This is a genomic window from Pontibacter burrus, assembly GCF_010686685.1.
GTDB classification, from domain to species: domain Bacteria; phylum Bacteroidota; class Bacteroidia; order Cytophagales; family Hymenobacteraceae; genus Pontibacter; species Pontibacter burrus.
On sequence record NZ_JAAGWD010000001.1, the window covers coordinates 830,549 to 848,499 of the forward strand.

21 protein-coding genes are annotated in these 17,951 nt (G+C 45.7%); 9 read left to right on the top strand and 12 right to left on the bottom strand.

All coding sequences use genetic code 11. The annotated features are described in order from the left end of the window. The first annotated feature begins 1 nt into the window (after position 1). From GXP69_RS03890 to GXP69_RS03905, 4 genes are all read left to right on the top strand, one after another. Positions 2-1,810 carry a MutS-related protein gene (locus GXP69_RS03890; RefSeq protein WP_163912562.1) on the top strand — a complete coding sequence of 603 codons (1,809 nt, stop codon included), beginning with the start codon at positions 2-4 and terminating at the stop codon, positions 1,808-1,810. Between the two features lie 130 nt (positions 1,811-1,940). Beyond that, positions 1,941-2,183, top strand: a complete 243-nt coding sequence (locus tag GXP69_RS03895; protein ID WP_163912567.1) for a hypothetical protein — start codon at positions 1,941-1,943, stop codon at positions 2,181-2,183. A 56-nt stretch (positions 2,184-2,239) separates the two neighbouring features. Further along, positions 2,240-2,452 (top strand): hypothetical protein, encoded by a 213-nt coding sequence (locus GXP69_RS03900; RefSeq protein WP_163912569.1) that lies wholly within the window; start codon positions 2,240-2,242, stop codon positions 2,450-2,452. Between the two features lie 67 nt (positions 2,453-2,519). Next, positions 2,520-3,035: a hypothetical protein gene (locus GXP69_RS03905; protein ID WP_163912571.1), complete on the top strand. Its 516-nt coding sequence runs from the start codon at positions 2,520-2,522 to the stop codon at positions 3,033-3,035. A gap of 47 nt (positions 3,036-3,082) precedes the next feature. Here GXP69_RS03905 and tsf read toward each other — a convergent pair whose 3' ends face one another. From tsf to GXP69_RS03935, 6 genes are all read right to left on the bottom strand, one after another. Beyond that, the gene (gene tsf / locus GXP69_RS03910; RefSeq protein WP_163912572.1) at positions 3,083-3,919 is read right to left on the bottom strand and encodes a translation elongation factor Ts; all 837 of its coding nucleotides are present in this window, start codon (positions 3,917-3,919) and stop codon (positions 3,083-3,085) included. 193 nt (positions 3,920-4,112) lie between these two features. Continuing rightward, positions 4,113-4,880, bottom strand: coding sequence for a 30S ribosomal protein S2 (rpsB, locus tag GXP69_RS03915; RefSeq protein ID WP_163912574.1), 768 nt, complete (start codon positions 4,878-4,880; stop codon positions 4,113-4,115). A gap of 21 nt (positions 4,881-4,901) precedes the next feature. Next, entirely contained in the window at positions 4,902-5,288 is a 387-nt protein-coding gene (rpsI, locus tag GXP69_RS03920) for a 30S ribosomal protein S9 (RefSeq protein ID WP_163912576.1), read from the bottom strand. 7 nt (positions 5,289-5,295) lie between these two features. After that, positions 5,296-5,745, bottom strand: coding sequence for a 50S ribosomal protein L13 (rplM, locus tag GXP69_RS03925; RefSeq protein WP_163912577.1), 450 nt, complete (start codon positions 5,743-5,745; stop codon positions 5,296-5,298). 244 nt (positions 5,746-5,989) lie between these two features. Next, positions 5,990-8,110: a M56 family metallopeptidase gene (locus GXP69_RS03930; RefSeq protein ID WP_163912579.1), complete on the bottom strand. Its 2,121-nt coding sequence runs from the start codon at positions 8,108-8,110 to the stop codon at positions 5,990-5,992. Between the two features lie 2 nt (positions 8,111-8,112). Beyond that, the gene (locus GXP69_RS03935; RefSeq protein WP_163912581.1) at positions 8,113-8,478 is read right to left on the bottom strand and encodes a BlaI/MecI/CopY family transcriptional regulator; all 366 of its coding nucleotides are present in this window, start codon (positions 8,476-8,478) and stop codon (positions 8,113-8,115) included. Between the two features lie 148 nt (positions 8,479-8,626). Between GXP69_RS03935 and GXP69_RS03940 the strand changes: the two genes are divergently transcribed. From GXP69_RS03940 to GXP69_RS03955, 4 genes are read left to right on the top strand one after another with little or no spacing between them, the layout of a single operon-like run. After that, positions 8,627-9,301 carry a hypothetical protein gene (locus GXP69_RS03940; RefSeq protein ID WP_163912583.1) on the top strand — a complete coding sequence of 225 codons (675 nt, stop codon included), beginning with the start codon at positions 8,627-8,629 and terminating at the stop codon, positions 9,299-9,301. Between the two features lie 39 nt (positions 9,302-9,340). Next, on the top strand, positions 9,341-10,003 hold the full coding sequence (locus tag GXP69_RS03945; RefSeq protein ID WP_163912585.1) for a hypothetical protein: 663 nt from the start codon (positions 9,341-9,343) through the stop codon (positions 10,001-10,003). A gap of 24 nt (positions 10,004-10,027) precedes the next feature. After that, positions 10,028-11,251 carry an ABC transporter permease gene (locus GXP69_RS03950; protein ID WP_163912587.1) on the top strand — a complete coding sequence of 408 codons (1,224 nt, stop codon included), beginning with the start codon at positions 10,028-10,030 and terminating at the stop codon, positions 11,249-11,251. A 49-nt stretch (positions 11,252-11,300) separates the two neighbouring features. Beyond that, positions 11,301-12,281 carry an NAD(P)H-quinone oxidoreductase gene (locus GXP69_RS03955; protein WP_163912589.1) on the top strand — a complete coding sequence of 327 codons (981 nt, stop codon included), beginning with the start codon at positions 11,301-11,303 and terminating at the stop codon, positions 12,279-12,281. Positions 12,282-12,360: 79 nt separating this feature from the next. On the opposite strand, the gene GXP69_RS03960 is transcribed toward GXP69_RS03955, so the two are convergent. Next, positions 12,361-12,912 carry a hypothetical protein gene (locus GXP69_RS03960; RefSeq protein WP_235925541.1) on the bottom strand — a complete coding sequence of 184 codons (552 nt, stop codon included), beginning with the start codon at positions 12,910-12,912 and terminating at the stop codon, positions 12,361-12,363. A gap of 57 nt (positions 12,913-12,969) precedes the next feature. On the opposite strand from GXP69_RS03960, the gene GXP69_RS19125 reads away from it, so the two are divergent. After that, positions 12,970-13,095, top strand: a complete 126-nt coding sequence (locus GXP69_RS19125) for a hypothetical protein (protein ID WP_262887399.1) — start codon at positions 12,970-12,972, stop codon at positions 13,093-13,095. A 279-nt stretch (positions 13,096-13,374) separates the two neighbouring features. Here GXP69_RS19125 and GXP69_RS03965 read toward each other — a convergent pair whose 3' ends face one another. The 5 genes from GXP69_RS03965 to GXP69_RS03985 all read right to left on the bottom strand — a co-directional run bounded on the left by GXP69_RS03965 (position 13,375) and on the right by GXP69_RS03985 (position 17,945). Continuing rightward, positions 13,375-14,691, bottom strand: a complete 1,317-nt coding sequence (locus tag GXP69_RS03965; protein ID WP_163912591.1) for a sensor histidine kinase — start codon at positions 14,689-14,691, stop codon at positions 13,375-13,377. Between the two features lies 1 nt (position 14,692). Beyond that, positions 14,693-15,367 (bottom strand): response regulator transcription factor, encoded by a 675-nt coding sequence (locus tag GXP69_RS03970; RefSeq protein ID WP_163912593.1) that lies wholly within the window; start codon positions 15,365-15,367, stop codon positions 14,693-14,695. Between the two features lie 16 nt (positions 15,368-15,383). Further along, positions 15,384-16,244: a hypothetical protein gene (locus GXP69_RS03975; RefSeq protein WP_163912595.1), complete on the bottom strand. Its 861-nt coding sequence runs from the start codon at positions 16,242-16,244 to the stop codon at positions 15,384-15,386. A gap of 65 nt (positions 16,245-16,309) precedes the next feature. Further along, positions 16,310-17,224 carry a hypothetical protein gene (locus tag GXP69_RS03980; RefSeq protein ID WP_163912597.1) on the bottom strand — a complete coding sequence of 305 codons (915 nt, stop codon included), beginning with the start codon at positions 17,222-17,224 and terminating at the stop codon, positions 16,310-16,312. Between the two features lie 241 nt (positions 17,225-17,465). Beyond that, positions 17,466-17,945 (bottom strand): NUDIX hydrolase, encoded by a 480-nt coding sequence (locus tag GXP69_RS03985; RefSeq protein ID WP_163912599.1) that lies wholly within the window; start codon positions 17,943-17,945, stop codon positions 17,466-17,468. Between the last annotated feature and the right edge of the window lie 6 nt (positions 17,946-17,951).

Genomic DNA, 17,951 nt, shown 5'->3' on the forward strand with positions numbered 1-17,951 from the left:
TATGCATCAACCCACCGAGATTTACACTTCCAGGGCAGCAGACTTTAAGCAGCAGGAGCAGACGGCAGCGGGCATAGCTACGCGCGTATCGTGGTTACGTGTAGGCGTGTTTGTGGCGGTGGTCGCTGCAGCTTACTTTTTCTTTAACTCCGGCAACAACCTGGCGGGTGCACTAACTATAGTTGCCGGCTACATGCTGTTTATTCTGGTGATGCGCTGGCATGGTCGCCTGGAGTACCAACGCAAGCAATACAGCCTGCTGCATGAGCTGAACCAGGAAGAGCTGGACCGGCTGAAGGGCAACCTGAATAAACTTGAAAGCGGACAGCAATTTGCCAACGACCACCATCCCTATAGTTCGGATCTGGATATTTTCGGGCCTAATTCGTTGTTTCAGTTACTGAACCGTTCTGTTACAGACATTGGGAAGCGTAAACTGGCAGGTTGGCTACAGCATCGTGCATTGCCGCATCAGGTACTGCAACGGCAACAGGCAGTGGCTGAACTAAGTCAACCCGAACGCCTGGACTGGCTGCAAAACCTGATCGCTATTTCCAGGCACTATAAGCACGAGCAGGATCAGAAAAAGGACTTCTTTTCGTGGCTGATGGAGAATCATTTCTTCAGCAAACACGCTTATTTAAAAATACTGGTCTTTATACTGCCGGTACTTACTGTAGCTGCTATACTGGCCTGGATGTATGGTTATTCGGGTTACCCTGCGGTTGCACTGCTTGTTGTGCAGTCTTTGTTGTGTTATCAGCACCGCGTAGCACGCGACGACTTTTACGAGAACAGTATGGCGATGTATGAAGTGATGCGAAGCTACAGCCGCCAGATTCGCCACATCGAAGAGCATAGTTTTGAAAGCGAATTGCTAAAGGAGCTGCACCAAAAGCTGCACGCTGGCAATGTTAAAGCATCTGTTGCTTTAGGCAAGCTCTCCACTATCATTGATTTTTTCTCTTACAGGTTAAGCACCCTAATGGCATTTTTCCTGAATACAATCCTGATGTGGGATTTTATCTGGATCTACCGCCTGGAGAACTGGCGCGAGCGCTACCTTAAACAGGTGGAAGGGTCATTGGATGTGTTGGCTGCTTTTGAGAGTGTGGCTAGTATTGCCGCTCATCAATATTCTAACCCAGACCATGCTGTGCCTGAGCTGAGCGAAGTGCCTTTCGAGGTTACAGCAGAGGCATTGGCGCACCCACTCATTTTTTCATCAGAGCGGATTTCCAATGATTTTGCGATGCAGGGTGTGGGCCACACTATTATAGTTACGGGCTCTAATATGTCGGGCAAGACTACCTTTTTGCGTACGGTGGGTATAAATATGGTGCTGGCATTTACTGGTGCTCCGGTGTGTGCCCGCAGAATGCGCGTGGCACCGGTGCAGGTATATACCGCCATGCGCACCGTAGATAACCTGGCCGAAAGTACATCGTCTTTTTATGCCGAACTTAAACGCCTGCGTATACTGCTTAACATGACGGAACAGGGCGAACCAGTATTTTATCTGTTGGACGAGATACTGAAAGGTACCAATTCCCGTGACCGGCATTTAGGCGCGATGGCACTTATCAGGCAGCTTCACCAGCGTTATAGTTCAGGCATGATCTCAACACACGACCTGGAGCTTGGCGCTATGGAAGAAGAACTGAAAGGCAGCGTAGAGAACTATAGTTTTAACAGCACGATAGAAGGTGATAAGATTCTGTTTGACTATAAACTCCATCGCGGTATTTGCCGCAGCTTTAATGCCAGTAAGCTTATGCAGCTCATGGGCATTGCTATAGAAGAAGAGTAACTATAGCTTTATTGGCAAAAGAGTTTTTGACAAAGGACAAAAGAGAGCATTTTAATTCCCTCCTCGGAGGGGTAGGGGTGGGTTATTTCTTCCCTGATTAACAAACAATAAACACACTAAACTATAAACTATGAGAGTAGTAGCAGACATACCAAACCCACACGTAAAAATCACTTTACATTCCTACAACGGCAAGTACCTTATTAAACTAGAGAAGGCCAACTTGGAGCAAATCTATAAAATAGAAGAAACCGAAGTAAACGGCGACGAAGGTGTTCTTGAGCTAATTGATGATGAGTTTATAGAGGCCGTAGTTAACCGGTTTGTTGATATGCGCGATGCTTTTGTAAGCACTATCAGAAGGCATAATTAATACAGGTAGCATTCAGGCAAATTAGGAAAAACTGTTCTTAGACGTTATATTCAACCATGGAGTTAAAAATCGGGAATATAGTTATCAGCAAGAAGGGATTTCAGTTGATTGTTTTTGCAGGCTTTGTACAGGGCCTGCTGCTAGGTGGCTACCTGGCAGCGAGCCAGCTTGGTAAAACTGTACCAGTAGCAATCCTTTTAATAGCTGCACTAGCCGCCTTGCTTGGCTGCTACAAAATGACCAGGAAAGAAATAACTATAAGAAAGTAGTTATAAACATTACAACTATAGCGCTTACCGGGTAAAGCTATAGTTGTGGCTATCTGATATTATAGATATGGAGCAAAACCCCACAAAAGTAGTATACCGCATCAACGAACTTGGGCAGGCTTTTTATAATAAAACTTTAAAAGAAGCCCGTAAATCTGTGTACTTGATTGGTCCTGTGCTGTTATTGCTTTTTGCTATAGTTGCCTGGCTACTTTCGGGGTGGAGTATTTATGTAGCATACCTTTTAGCTATTCCGGCAGGTATCGTGCTGCTCATGGCATTTTTTACGCCTATAGTTCGGAAGGGCCGTTTTATCAATAACCTGGTTTCTACTTTGCGTATCAACGCAGACGCTATTGAAGTGGAAACCTTTAGCTGGTTTATCTATGGCGGAAAGCGCATCCAGACAAAGGATTTTTCGCTTATGTTAAATGAGCATGATGGCGGCGCTACCAGCCCAGCCAACTGCCGGATAATTATCCACGGTACGGGCAAAAACCAGCATGCAGATCTGGTGAAAGCCTTCTTCGATGACTGGGAGTCGGCTGTTAACCAATTGAAGCCGTTGAGCAAACAAGCATAAAAAAAGCCCGCTGAAAGCGGGCTTTTTAGTTATAAGCTCAAGTCTAATTAAGCGCCGATAGCTACACGCTTGAAATCAGTAACTGTTAAACCTTTGCTGGTTTTCTCAAGCAGCTGAGAAATAGAAAGCGATGGATCTTTCACGAACTCCTGGTTAAGCAGGGTGTTCTCTTTGTAGAACTTGTTCAGTTTACCCATTGCAATTTTCTCAAGCATTTGCTCTGGCTTACCTTCAGCACGCGCCTGCTCTTTACCGATCTCGATTTCACGCTCGATAGTAGCTGAATCAACACCGTCTTTATCCAGTGCGATTGGCTTCATAGCAGCGATCTGCATCGCGATGTCTTTACCAACCTCAGTTACATCAGTACCGTTTGTGTTGTTAAGACCTACTAATACGCCCAGTTTACCGTTAGAGTGGTTGTAAGCTACAACTTTCTCAGCGTTAACTGACTCGTAAGAAACTACATCAATTTTCTCACCGATTTTACCCATCAGATCTGTGATGTGATCCTGCAGTGAACGGCCATCAGCCTGTGCTGTAGCAAGTAATTCTTCTTTAGAAGCAGCGTTTGTAGAAACAGCAGCATCCAGTACAGACTGCGCCAGGTTTCTGAAATCTTCTACTTTAGATACTGGCTCAGTTTCGCAGGCAAGAGCTACTACTTTACCAGTTGTGCCATCTGCAGATACCTGCGTAAGCACGATACCCTCAGATGTAGTGTTGTCAGCACGCTTGCTGGCAATTTTCTGTCCCTGCTTGCGCAGAATATCTTTAGCTGCTTCAAAGTCGCCGTTTGCTTCAGTAAGCGCTTTTTTGCAATCCATCATACCAGCACCAGTTTCCTGGCGAAGTCTGTTAACGTCTTGTGCTGTAATAGCCATTTTTTTATAATTAAGAATTATGAATTATAAATTATGAATTCTGTTTTGCGGGTTTTGAGAAGGAATCAAACTATAGTTAGCAGTAAGTTACTGTGTCTGATAGCTGTTGTATCTTCGCAATGCCCTAAAACAAACTGAACATTGAAGCAGTCTGCCCAATGTTCAGTTTGATATGTTGCTATATGAACAAATTTTATTGTTCGTCAGCTTCTTGTTTAGCCTTGATGCCTTCTTCTTCAGAACGCTTACGCTCAGTTTCCTCTTTGTCCACTTTGCGCTCAGACAGACCTTCTTCAATTGCCTTACCGATAATAGAAACGATCAGGGAAATTGATTTAGAAGCATCGTCGTTTGCAGGGATTGGGAAGTCAACCAGCTCAGGGTTTGAGTTAGTATCGCAGATAGCAAAAACCGGCAGGTTCAGCTTCTGAGCTTCTTTAACTGCAATGTGCTCACGCTTTACGTCAACGATGAAAAGAGCAGCTGGTAGACGAGACAGATCAGCGATACCGCCCAGTACACGCTCCAGTTTCTCACGCTCACGAGAAAGCATCAGTTTCTCACGCTTCGCGATAGCTGCATAAGCTGTATTGTCTTTCATCATCTTATCGATGGTAGACATTTTCTTAAGAGACTTACGCACGGTAGCGAAGTTAGTAAGCATACCGCCTAACCAACGATCGGTAACGTAAGGCATTTTAAGACGCTTCGCTTCTTCCGCTACGATGTCCTGCGCTTGCTTTTTAGTAGCTACGAACATGATCTTGCGACCAGATTTTGCGATGTTCTTGATAGCTGAAGTAGCTTCTTCAAGGGCTACCAGCGTTTTGTTAAGGTCGATGATGTGGATACCGTTCTTCTCCATGAAGATATACGGTGCCATTTTCGGATCCCACTTTCTGGTAAGGTGACCAAAGTGTACACCAGCTTCCAGTAATTCTTTATAATTAGTACTTGCCATGTTGTTGATACACCTAAAATATTAACGTTTGCTGAACTGGAATGAACGACGCGCTTTACGCTTACCGAACTTCTTACGCTCTACCATGCGAGGGTCACGTGTTACGAAACCTTCTTTACGCAGAACTGACTTAGTTTCGACGTTTTCTACTACCAGTGCTTTTGCGATAGCAAGTCTAAGTGCTTCAGCCTGGCCGCTTACACCACCACCTTTTAGATTAGCAGTAACATCGTACTTGCCAATCAGATCCAAGGTTTGAAACGGCTGATTCACTATAGTTTGCAATACTTCGTTAGGGAAGTATGCCTTGATATCTTTACCGTTAATAGTGATATTCCCTTGCCCGGCCGTCATATAGATACGTGCCACCGAGGTTTTTCTTCTACCAGATGTATTGATAACTTCCATTAATTAATTATAGATTGAAGGTTAATTCTTTAGGCTGCTGAGCTGCAAATGGATGCTCGCTTCCTGCAAAAACATGAAGATTACGGAATAGCTCGCGACCTAGTGGGCCTTTAGGCAACATGCCACGAACTGCGCGCTCTACGAGCAGCGTTGATGATTTAGCCTTTAGCTCACGTGGAGAAGTTCTTCTCTGACCACCTGGGTAACCAGTGTGCGACAGGTAATACTTCTGATCCCACTTGCGGCCTGTGAAACGCAGGTTATCAGAGTTGATAACGATCACGTTGTCACCGCAGTCAGCGTTTGGTGTGTACGAAGGCTTGTTTTTGCCTTTCAGGATCTTGGCGATTTCAGACGCCACGCGACCCAAGCTTCCTTGACCTGCATCAACGATAACCCAGCCTTTGTTGGCTGTCTTCTTGTTGACAGTAAGGGTCTTATAACTTAAATGATCCATTTTTGGTGGTAGTAAGCGATTTATTTATTAATGAATAATTGTATTTCGGTTCTCGAAAAATGGTCACAAAGATAGGAAGACTTTATTTTATTTGCAACACCGAACTATAAATTACCGAAAATCAAGGCAATAGCGCTTAAAGAACTATAGTTGCCTGTAGGAGTGCTATAGTTTTTATGCCGGTTTAAAAACAAAGCAGAACTATGGGGTATAGTTCTGCTTTGTTGATTAGGCTATAGCTGCGCTATTTCTCTGGCGGAATGGTAGTGCCTATCATAAATTTGCCTGTTTCTTTAAAGCCTTTTACTACAACTACATTATTATATGTAGTCAGGTCTTTCAGGTTATGTACTACACTGGTTCCGGTATTTAGTTTTTTGGACGCTAAGGTAATGTTTACAGCGTCTCCCCCATTCAGGTCTTTATACTCTTTGAATTTCAGGTCGAAGCCATTGGCATCAAAAGCCTGCTGCGCTACTTCAAATTCCCGCTTTGTGACATCGTTGGGCCAAAGGATATATGTTACTGATTTCTCATCTTCTACAAGCTTTGCCCCTGATGCCGGAACCAGTGCCCCTTCGTTCCTTACAGGTGGTGGTGGTGCAGGCAATGCTTCAAACTTCTGCTCGAATTCTTTGACCTCCCTGGAGTCTTTGTTTTTCTCTGTTACAATAGAAACTATACCGTTAACAGCTTTGCTGCCAACTGTTTTCTGGGCACGCTCACCCTTAACCACAATAATGCTGTGGATTTTCTTTGGGTCCAGTTTCTTGTAGGCTTCGATTTTGTCTTCTTTCCCATCCAGGTAATAAACAACTCCATCCGGAATGTTGAGTAGCATGTTACTTTCTTCTGGTTTAACTGGTGGTGCCGGTGGTACTGGGAGATTTTTTCCTACTGGCGGAGGAGGTGGCAATTGCTCTTTTGCCGGAACCGGTGGCGCTGGCGGTGCAACCGGAGGGGCAGGCGCTGGTGGAGGAGGTGGCGGAAGCTCCGGCATTACATACTTACGCTTCAACTCAGCTAAGCTTGCTGCATCACCGATAAAATAAACTTCAGTGCCGCCGCCTTTCAGGTTAATAACAATGGCATCCTTGCCATCTACTTTTCTGCTGCGCACATTCTTTATAGCACGGTTACGCTGTAGTTCGTTTATAAGGGCTTCCGCAACATTTGAGTTTTGCCCTGATCCCTGGTCTTTATCCCGGATAACTACAGGTGGAGCACTTGGTAACTTGCCGTATTTTTCCTCTGCTGTAGCCAGGCTCTGTTTGTTGCCAAACTGGTAAGTTTCCTCTTTGCCAGACTTCAGTTTAACTAAAATCTCGCCACCAGATAGCCAGGCTACTTCACTTACCTGCGGGTTTCGGGCATAAAAAGCTTTGTAAGGATCATTGTCTGCATACGTTGCAGTTTCAATATTTACCTTGTCGTTTTTATATGCATCTGAAATGTTTTGTGGGTTATCTTCTGCTATAAGATTCAATGTTTCGGTAACCGGCTCCGCATTCCGGAACGCGAAGAGCAGGGTAGCGGCAAGGGGCAAGGCGATCAGCAATCTGAGTTTACCGGCCTTACTGGTAGGCATTTTGTTCATCATGGCAATTCTTCTTTTTAATGATGGAAAATTGAATTGATTGGCAATCTGAGGTTGCGTGGCGCCTACAACTTTCAGTAACAGGTATTGGTATTCTTTTTTGTCTATTCCGGTGTTTACCACGTTCTGGTCGGCAATAAACTCCAGGTTTTCTTTCACAGCTTTTTTCATGAGCCAGGCTCCCGGGTTAAACCAGTAAAACACAGTGCTCAGTTCGGCCAGCAGCACATCCAGGGTATGCCAGCCGGTAATGTGTATCAGTTCGTGGTGCAGTATCTTCTCCAGTTCATCGCGTTGGTGCTGCTCTGGATTAATGTAAATGGTTTGCCAGAACGAGAAGGCCTGATCAATGTTCTTAACTTTCCTGAAGCCGATATTTCTATAGTTGGCCGGCTCTGAGGTTGTATGAATTTTATAGAGCGAGACCAACTGAACTATAAACCGCACCAGCATAACTATAACCCCGCCCCAGAAAAAGTAAACCGGCAGTTGCCAGTAATCAAAAGCTTCGGAAGTTGTAACTATAGTTTGTGGGGTATAGGCCCAGGCTGGTATAGTTACCAGGTAAGCCGCTGCCAGTTGTTCTTTACTCTCAAATAGGCTGGCCAGGTCTATAAAAGGGTACACCGTAGAGAACACAATACCGAACACCAGGAACATCCGGTTAAGGTGGTAGAACGTGAGCCGGCGAAGCGCTACATGGTAGGCCAGGTAAAACAGAACCAGCGCTACGTTTACTTTAAGTAAATATATCAGTAGTTCAGGCATGGCTACTTCGCGTTTTTGTTCTCGATCATGCTGATGATCTCCTTCAGCTCATCGGCACTTATTTTCTTGTCCTGGGCAAAAAAGGCCACCAGTTCTTTATAGGAGTTCTTAAAGTAGTCGCCTACAAAACTTTTCATAAAGCGCTTTTTATAGTCTTCCTGCTTTATAATAGGAGTATAGCGATAGGTGTTGCCCAGCTTTTCGCCCTGCACAAAGCCTTTTTTCTCCAGGTTCTTTACCGTAGATGCCAGCGTAGTGTAGGGTGGTTTGGGCTCCTGCAACTCTTCCAGAAAATCCTTTATAAAACCGCCGCCGGTTTCCCAGATTACCAGCATGGCGTCTTCTTCTTGTTGCGTCAGCTTTTCCATATCGTTACGATGTTTTCGTATAGTTACGAAATGTTCGTAATAAAAGCTACGAATGTTTCGTAATTATTTTTTGGGCGTGCGATTGCGGCTCAGGAAGCAGGTTTTTATAGTTTATCAATTTTAGGTTGAACTATAGTATTGGTTAGGTATGGAAAACTCTGTACCTTATCTACTCAATCTGGTTTTGTCGCCTATGCCGCGAACTATAGTTTACATACTGCTGCTTTGTTTTGGCCTGGTATCCTGCACCGACGATACACTGACCAAAGCACCTGAGCCAGCCAGGCACACGATAGAACTTGTCGCTTTCGGGTTTGCGGATAATCCTACAGAAGAAAACAAAGGCTTTGGAGTGGCCTACTATTGCTATGCAGACCTTGATACGGATTCTGTATTTATACAATACAGAACAGATTCGCGTCCCGATTACATAACTATAGCGAAAACAGGAACTATAAAAGGATTGTCAAAAGAACCCAGAATTTTAGCGTACCAGCAAGCCATCGCTAAATACGAAAATGGAACGACTCTGAGCACTCCCATTGAAGAAGGGGCGTTATATTGCGGACCCACTTATTACAGCAAGTATACAAACAAGGATGGTGAGAGATTTCATTTTTATACAACACATGGACTGGACAACAGCATCGAACTGGCAACCCGCTTTTTGGTAGCACTGCAATCTGATAGCAGGTTGACAGATACCACTCCGTCGCTGGATGAAGACAAGGTTACAGTGCCAGTCGTCAACCTTCCGGGTTTTAATTTCAGACCTCCTCCGCAGCCTTTACCGCCACCCCCAGCTAGAGCAAAAGCTAAATAATATAATTCAGGATAAGACCAGTTTGATTCCACATTGCATATGAAGCAGCTTATAGTTAGTTTACTAATTGCAACTATTTTACTTTATAGTTGCTCCGACGAAACGATAGTTAAGGAAGCGCCTATCCGAAGCGGAAGCGTAATTGAGTTGGTAACTTTCGGGCTGTCTGAAAATCCTACAAAAGAAAACAAAGGCTTTAGACCCGGCTATTATTGTTATATAAACCTACAGACTGATTCTGTTTATATCCAGCACAAACGGCATTATCTTGATGTGCCACAGACAGTGGCCCGCGCAGGATACATTAAAAATATCTCACGACACCCGGCTATAGTTGCTTACACAGAAGCCAGCAAACAATATAAAAACGGCAAACTGATAACCCCTAAAACACCTGAAGGAACGCTGTATTGCGGGCTAACTTTTTATACAAACTATAGCCACGCCGGAAAAGAAAGAATTCACTACTTTACATCCCAAAGGCTTGATAAAAGATTTCAGCGGTTTACAGATTTTGTGCTGGCCTTAACAGAAAGTAAGGAACTTGAGCCAGTAAATAAATCTGTACCGGAAGATGCTGTGATAGTGCCAATAGTTAATAACCAGAGCTTTGGTTTAGGTCCTGCTCCGCCGTGGTCAGATCTTCCGCCTCCACCTGTAAGAGCTACGATTAACTTTACACCACCTTTAGAAAACCGCTAAGAACTATACCTCACCCAAAAACCTATGTTCAAAAAACTACTCAACTCTTTTGCGCTGGCGCTGCATAACATCCGCACCAGGTTGTTCCATACCTTGCTCTCAATTCTGGGTATTGTAATAGGAGTAGGAGCCTTAGTAACGGTACTTTCGCTGATAGATGGCCTGGAAAAGTTCGCCAAAGAGCAGATAACCACCACTACATCGCTGAAAGCCGTGATGATAGAAACCAATACCTATAAGCGCGTAAACGATGTGGGCGTACAAAAAGAAGACTATGGCTATCTAAACTATGAACGGTTCAAAACTTTTTCAGGAGCTATAACCATACCAGCTACAGGCTATATAGAGTTCGGAAAGAACAGCGAAGTGTTGCTGTCCGATAGCAGCAAAGTTGGTGTTGGCGTGAATGGTGTAAACGCGCTGCATCCGACATTAGCGGTACTGGAGACCGGCAGGTTATTTACGGCAGAGGAATTAACCGCTAAAACACCTGTTGCCTTTGCAAACTATAGTTTTGCTAAACAGGTAGCAGGAAAAGATTCTGTAGATACAGCGTTGGGACAAACTATAGCTTATAAAGATAAGGTGGTAAAAGTAGTAGGTGTACTTAAATCCAAGGGACGTGAAAAACCGGAACTATACTTGCCTATAAGTTTATTCTCTGATGATGAACTGAAAGCTGACCCGCCACGCGTTATGTTTGAGGTAGATGAGGTAGAGCAGGTACAGGCATTTAAGAAAGATGCTGAACTATGGCTGAGGAGCAATGTGGCCAAAGACACCACCGATTTCAGAGTAATGACCAACGAAGGCAGGGTGGAGCAGGCCGCTAAAGGCTTTTTGCTGTTCCGGATCGTGATGGGCATGATCGTGGGGATTTCGGTTATAGTTGGCGGAATAGGTGTGATGAACGTGCTGCTGATTTCGGTAAATGAGCGGACTGTTGAAATTGGGGTGCGCAAAGCCATGGGCGCCAAAAAGCGCGACATTCTGCTGCAGTTCCTGGCCGAGTCGGTTACGGTGTCGTTGTTTGGCAGTTTGCTGGGCCTGGTGTTTGGGATATTGTTTGCTATGGGGGCCGTGCCTGTTATTAAAGCCTTTGCCGATGTACCATTTGAGGCGGCTTATACTTTAAACACATTTATGGTCATTACGATCATCGCTATAGTTATCGGTATTGTGTTTGGTACGTACCCAGCCATGCGTGCTGCCCGTCTTAACCCCGTAGATGCCATCCGGAGGGAATAAAACAAGCTGCCCTAAACTATAGTTATAAACTATAACAACTACAGAAACTATGAGAGCGATACTTGTAAAACAACCCGGCGGACCCGAGCAACTTATATTGGGCGAGTACGAACAACCATTGCCCGGCCCAACCGAGCTGCTGGTTAAAGTACATGCCACTGCCCTTAACCGTGCCGACACCTTGCAGCGACAAGGCAAATATCCACCACCAAAAGGTGCTAGCCCGATACTCGGCCTAGAGATTGCTGGGGTGGTCGAGGAAGCCGGAATAAACTGCAAGCGTTTTAAGAAAGGCGATAAAGTTTTCGGATTGCTGCCCGGCGGTGGCTATGCCGAATATGCAACTATAGACGAGGCCATGGCAATGCCCATGCCCGATAACCTGAACTTTGAAGAAGCCGCCGCCATACCAGAAGTTTTTCTAACAGCCTGGCAGGCCCTGATATGGTTAGGCAAATTACAAGCCGGTGAGCGCGCGCTGATACATGCCGGCGCCAGCGGTGTAGGTACGGCTGCTATACAGTTAGCCCGCGCCCACAAGGCTGAGGTACTGGTAACGGCATCAGAAACCAAAATACAAGCCTGCTTAAATCTGGGCGCACATAAAGCCATTAACTATAAAGAAGTACCTTTTGAGGATGAAGTGCTGGCCTATACAAATAATGAAGGTGTAGATGTTATAGTTGATTTTATAGCCGGCCCTTACTTTAATCAGAACTTGGACTGCCTGCGCCTGGATGGTCGCCTGGTTATATTGGCAAGCCTGGGAGGCGGCAAAGTAGAGGAGGTAGACCTGCGCAAGATTCTCTCAAAGAGGCTACAGGTAATGGGCTCTACGCTGCGCTCCCGCACCAAAGACTATCAGATAAAATTAACCGAAGACATGAGCCGTTTTGCCCTGCCGCTGTTTAAAGAAGGTAAACTAAAACCGGTTATTGATTCAGTCTATAGTTGGGAAGATGCAGCCGAAGCACATCGTTACATGGAAAGCAACAAGAACATCGGCAAGATCGTGCTGCGGGTAGAATAGTGCAACGCCTGATTTTAAAACAAAAGCCCTGCTATGATATGCTCACAGCAGGGCTTTTGTTTTAGTAGCGATTGTGTATTTAGTTCAGTGGTTTGGTCAGGTCAAAATCGGCGCGGTAGCGTAGTTTGCCGTCGCGCTTCAGAATGTAGCTGAATGTTTTTCCGTCCGGGCTCAGGGCCATTGTCCACTCGTTGGTAGCAGCGGCAGGCAGTAGTTCAGCCGTAAACACATCAGCCGGGAAACGCTGTGCCAGAGAATCTGCCGGCAGTGTAGAGATGCCCCCGTACATGGTAACTTCGTCAGGTGTACCGTCTTCGTGGCGGTGGTCATGTTTCAGTTGCAGGCCATCCGGCATGTTCGTCAGTACCCAGGTGCGGGAGCGGTCTTCACCAACATGAAACGGAATTCTGATACCAGTCTCGTCGCAGCTCTGCACGTGTATTACAAGCGCTTTCCCGGCAAACGGATCGGTGTTGCCTTCAGGGTAAATGGTTTGACCGGCAAAGGATTTACCGCAATAGGCTGCCAGTTTCTGCTGGAACGTTTCAGGAGCTTTTGCGGTGTGCTGGGTAGTGGCACATGCAGCTAAAAAGACAAGAAAAAGCAGGGTGTATAAGGTACGTAGCATCATAAATAGGTTTGTTGGTAGCTTTTATAAAAAGCTAAACATAGTTAAAATCCTGCAATAATGGCTAAGTGCTACGTAATTGATGGGCTGAACTATAAACCAAGCTCTTTTGAGGAATCAGGGACTTTTATGGAAGCCCGGGTTTTCATTCCCATCACAGGCGCGGATTTGGGAACTATAGCTTAAGCTACTAATGCTCTTTCGGACATCTGTGTCCGAAAGCTATCTGCCGGGGATTTCCTAATCCCGTGATGTGGATAACGCGGACTAGGAAGTCCGCAGGAGCTTAAGTTCCGGACAAGGATGTCCGGAACAGCAAAAGTTTCAAAAGAATCCCCTCCTTGGAGGGGTAGGGGTGGGTCAACTTTGCTGATTTAAGCTTGCAATCCAACTTGCTCTGAGGCCTAAACTATAGTTCGTCACGAGTGAGGGCACCCGCGCCATAGTTAAATCGTTAAGCTATAGTTACTTATTGCCAAACCGGAAACAGAAGGTAGTGCCCACACCTATAGTTGAATCTACAGTGAGTTTGATCTTATGGAAGTGTGCTACAGTCTGAACTATAGGTAGGCCCAGGCCGTGGCTTTCATTGTCTGGCCCCTGCAGGCGCTTGAAGCGGTTAAAAATGTGCGGAAGATTTTCCTGGGTTATGCCTACACCGGTGTCGGTAACGCATAGTTCGTACCCTTTGCCTTTGGGTGCTCCGCTTATCGTTATAGTTCCGTTTGGCTTATTATACTTGATGGCATTGCTCACCACATTAAACAGCATCGTAAACAGCAGCGAGTAATTAGCTTGAGGCAGCGTCCAGTCGTCTTCCAGGTTCAGGTGCAACTTTATTTCTTTGGCTTCGGCGCGATCGGCGATTTCCTCGGCTACTTCGTTGGCCAGCACAGTTATACTTACCTCTTCGTTTTTCAGGTACTGCTCATTTTCGATGCGGGATATTAGCAACAGTGCCTGTATAATGCTCTTTAAACGGTGCAGTGTTTTCTGATTATCCACGAGTTTTACGAGCAAGTGCTCCGGCATTTCAGGGTCGGTGAGCAGGTTCTCCATGCGGGTTTGCAGAATAGAGATAGGCGTTAGCAGCTCATGCGATACATTGCCGATAAATTCTTTCTCCTTTAAAAAAGCATCCTGAATCTGGCCCATCATGTCGTTAATGGTGTTGTTCAGGTACAGGAAATCGGAAGTGGTGGTGTTGATGGGTTTAGGCGTAAAAGTGCTGGGGTGACCAATGCGTTTCAGGCGCTTTACAATAACTATAAGCGGCTGCAACAGGATCTTGTTAAAAGCCAGGTCTATAAAAACGGTGATCAGGATAACAGCCGCCAGAAAGTACAGTGCATAATACTGCATGGTTGCTATACTCTCCTGAATGGTATCTATACTCCGGCCAATTTCCAGCAGGTAATAACTCCCATCTACTTCAAAGGTTAGGCTCAGTACGCGGTACTCTACAATCTCATTCTCAACCTTGCGCAGCGAATTTTCTATTGTATCTAAAGCAATAGGTTCGGGTATCTGCTCTATCGAAATAAACTCTTCCTTTAGCAGGTTATAGCTACCATAGGCTCCTTCGCTGCCTTCGGCCACAAAGTTTTCGATGCCCTGGTTGCTGATAATATCCAGTACGCTGTCTTTTTTCTCGTTCAGGCGGTGGTCGGTGTTAACCATAGCCACGCGGTTTATGAGCGGCGGAAGCAGCGCAACCAACAGCAGCACTACCACTATTTTGGAGACAGCGCTAAAAAGGGTGAGTTTGGATTGAAGCCGCATACTATAGAGTTAGCCGGTAACCAACACCACGAACTGTTTCGATCCAGTCGGTGGGAGCGTGGGCAGAAAGCTTTTTGCGCAGGTTTTTAATGTGTACGTCTATATAGTTCGAGTCGTAATCATCTTCCAGGATGTTTCCCCAGATGTGCTCTGTTAGCTGCAGGCGCGTCATGATGCGGTTTTTGTGCAGCAGCATGTAGTGCAGCAGGTCAAACTCCTTTTTGGTAAGTGAAATGTTCTGACCTTTATAACTTACAGTGCGGGCTGTGCTATCCAGCTCAAACCCATGAAATTCGTGCACCGACGACTTTACCTGAAACTTACGTCGCGACACGGCTTGCATACGCGCCTTCAGTTCGAGCAATGAGAATGGTTTTGGTAAATAATCGTCAGCACCCAAGCCTAATCCTTTTACACGGTCTTCGAGTTCGCCGCGGGCAGTAAGTATGATTACAGCTGGTTCGTATTCGGTTTCGCGGGCTTCCTGCAGCAGGTCCAGGCCATCATAATCCGGCAGGCCCAGGTCGAGCAATATAAAATCGTAGCGGTTAACGGCAATTTTTTCAGATGCATCTTCACCGTTGCAGGCCCAGTCGCATTTATAGTGCTCCTGTTTTAAAAAGTGCATTAATTCGGCAGCCAGGCCGGCTTCGTCTTCTACAACCAGTACGTGCATAATCTATAGTTATAGTCTAGAAAGTATAGCTCGCTTTAACAGATACAAAAGACTGCGCTTCAGACTCGTCGCCCTCCAGTTTATTTACCGGTATGGAATAGCGGTACGTAGGCTCCAGTTCAAAATTGCCCAACATTACCACCAGCGGCAGGTAAAAGTCGTAGCTCAGCACCTGAAACTTGTGCTTGGTAGTAGTGGTAGTCGTCGTTTTAGGGTTATTGCCTTTTCCCGGTTTCAGGATGTCATCCACCACATCGCTTACCTTAGGCTTACGCTCTACGGTGTAAGTCTCCGAGAACTCCTGCGTACCACCGGTTATACCTATTTTAGGATCAAGGCCAACCGGGTTTTTACCTTTCCAGATCGGGTTAAGGCCAATGTAGCGTGAGTTCTCCAACTGCACGATCACGTCGTTGCTTTCGCCAAAAAAATAGCTGGTGCTAAGCGAGGTGTACAGGTATTTCCAGTCCAGGGTAGTGTTTACTGTGGCAGCATTTTCGGTCACAGACTTTACCATGGGCGCATTCTCGCTGAAGAAGAAACGTGAGTAGCTCAGGTTGGCATTCATGCGTTTACTGATCGGGAAAGCAAAACCTACCGACACATCCGTCTCATCAAGGTAATCTTCGGTATTAAAAAGCTGGTAGCTTGTAGCCGATGCCCAGAAACCCGATACGTGCGCGTAGGTTAAAGTAGCGGCAGCATAAGGGTATTTTTTAACGGTATTGCGGCCATAGAACGAAGAGTTATTGGCAGCTTCCAGGGCTACGTTCCAGGATGCTTTGCGGGTAGTAACAGAATCTTCTGTTGTTTGGGCATGAGCAGAACCAACAAGCGCCCACGCCAGCAATATCCACAAGTATAGTTGGTTTTTCATGTCAGGGTGAATATAAAACAGGAGCTCCCGGCTAAACCGGAAGCCCTGTTATGAGTTTGGGTCACTTAGTTTTTACCTACTTTAACACCAACGCCTACTTTAGCACCGGTATTAACTTTTACAGGAGCAACTTTGCCAGCTTTTTTCAGCACTTTTACCGGGCGGCCTGCACTTGTTGGTCTGCCTGCAGATACACGGGCGGCACCTTGTGCATCAACTTTAGCATCAGCACCTGCTTCTACTTTAACCGGTTTCGCCTGGCGCTTGGCAGAGGCTACTTCTTTTACCACATTGCCTGTTGTATTTACCGTGGCATCTACATTTTTAGCAGTTTCGGATACTACCTGGCCATGTGTGTCTTTAACTTCTTTGGCAGTTTTTTCTTTCTTGGCTTTTGCCTTTTTGTCGTCCTGGGCAGTCTGGGCATCAATCGTTGTGGCAACATCCGCTTCGGTCTCTACTACTGCTTCTACTGATGTTTCGGTTACTGCTTTGGCATTGCTGGCTGCCACTTCGCTGATGGCTTCGCCTTTGGCGCTACCTTCTGCAGTAACGGTCTGGGCAAATTGTGCTACCTGCTGGCCGTGGTTCTCTGCTTTTGTTTTAGCTTCGGTGCCGGCTTCTATAGTTGTTTCTACAGCTGCCTCGGTGGTGGCTTTTGCTTTTTCTTTTTTCTGTTTCGCTGCTTTCTTGGCTTCGCGCTCAGCTCTCTTCAACTCTTTTCTGGTTTTTGCTTCAGCTTTCGCTTCTGCCTTGGCAGCTGCATTGGCTTTGGTGGCAACTTCGCTAACTATAGCACCTTTGTTTGTTGAGCTAACAGTTGTGGCCGATGTGGCCGTACCGCTAACCGTGGCACCGTGTGTATCGGCTTTTATGTTGCCGTTACCTTTTGCAGTTGATTTGATATCTGATGATGAAGTCTGGGCGAATGTAGTGGCTGCACTCAGTACAGCGATAGCTACTAGGGTTAATTTTTTCATTTCGTTTTGTCGGTTTAATAAGATTATGCGTCAAAACTATAATGTCAAGATGAAGACAAAATGAAGAAATGCTTTTTATGAAAAATTTTTCAAATATTTTTTGAGACAGCTCGGTTCTTAACAAATGTCAGGAAGAATCATTCCGAAAGATAACTATAGTGCGGGAAAAAAGGAGAAAGGCTAATGCTGGTTGTAAGAAGCTATAGTTAAGTAAACTATAATTGGAGCAAAATTCCTGATCTTAATTTAGCAGAGCAATACGTTTGGCGGCTTTGGTTACTACCTGTTTTTCGGATTTGAAGGCGAGCAATTGTTGCGCCTGGTTTATCTCTACCCAACGGGCTTCGTTCACTTCCCAGTCATGGTCCTGCACATTGCCGGAACTATAGCGAAGCAGGTAAAAATATACGAACTTATGAAACCGCACGCGCTGGCTGCCTTTGTTGCCCACGTACCAGTATTCTATCTTTTCGAGCAACTGCAGTAGTTCAGTAGCCAGGCCGGCTTCTTCCCGTACCTCGCGCACAGCGGTAACTTCAGGCGTTTCGCCGGGATCAACAATGCCTTTGGGTAATTGCCAGCGGTTCTCTTTTCCTACCGATATAAGGGCTACTTCTATAGTGTCACCAGTAACTCTAAATGCCACACCACCTGCCGATACCTGGCTAACTATAGGTAGCTTTGGCTTACTATTGCCGGGCTCTGGTGCTTTGTCTGGCATAACTAT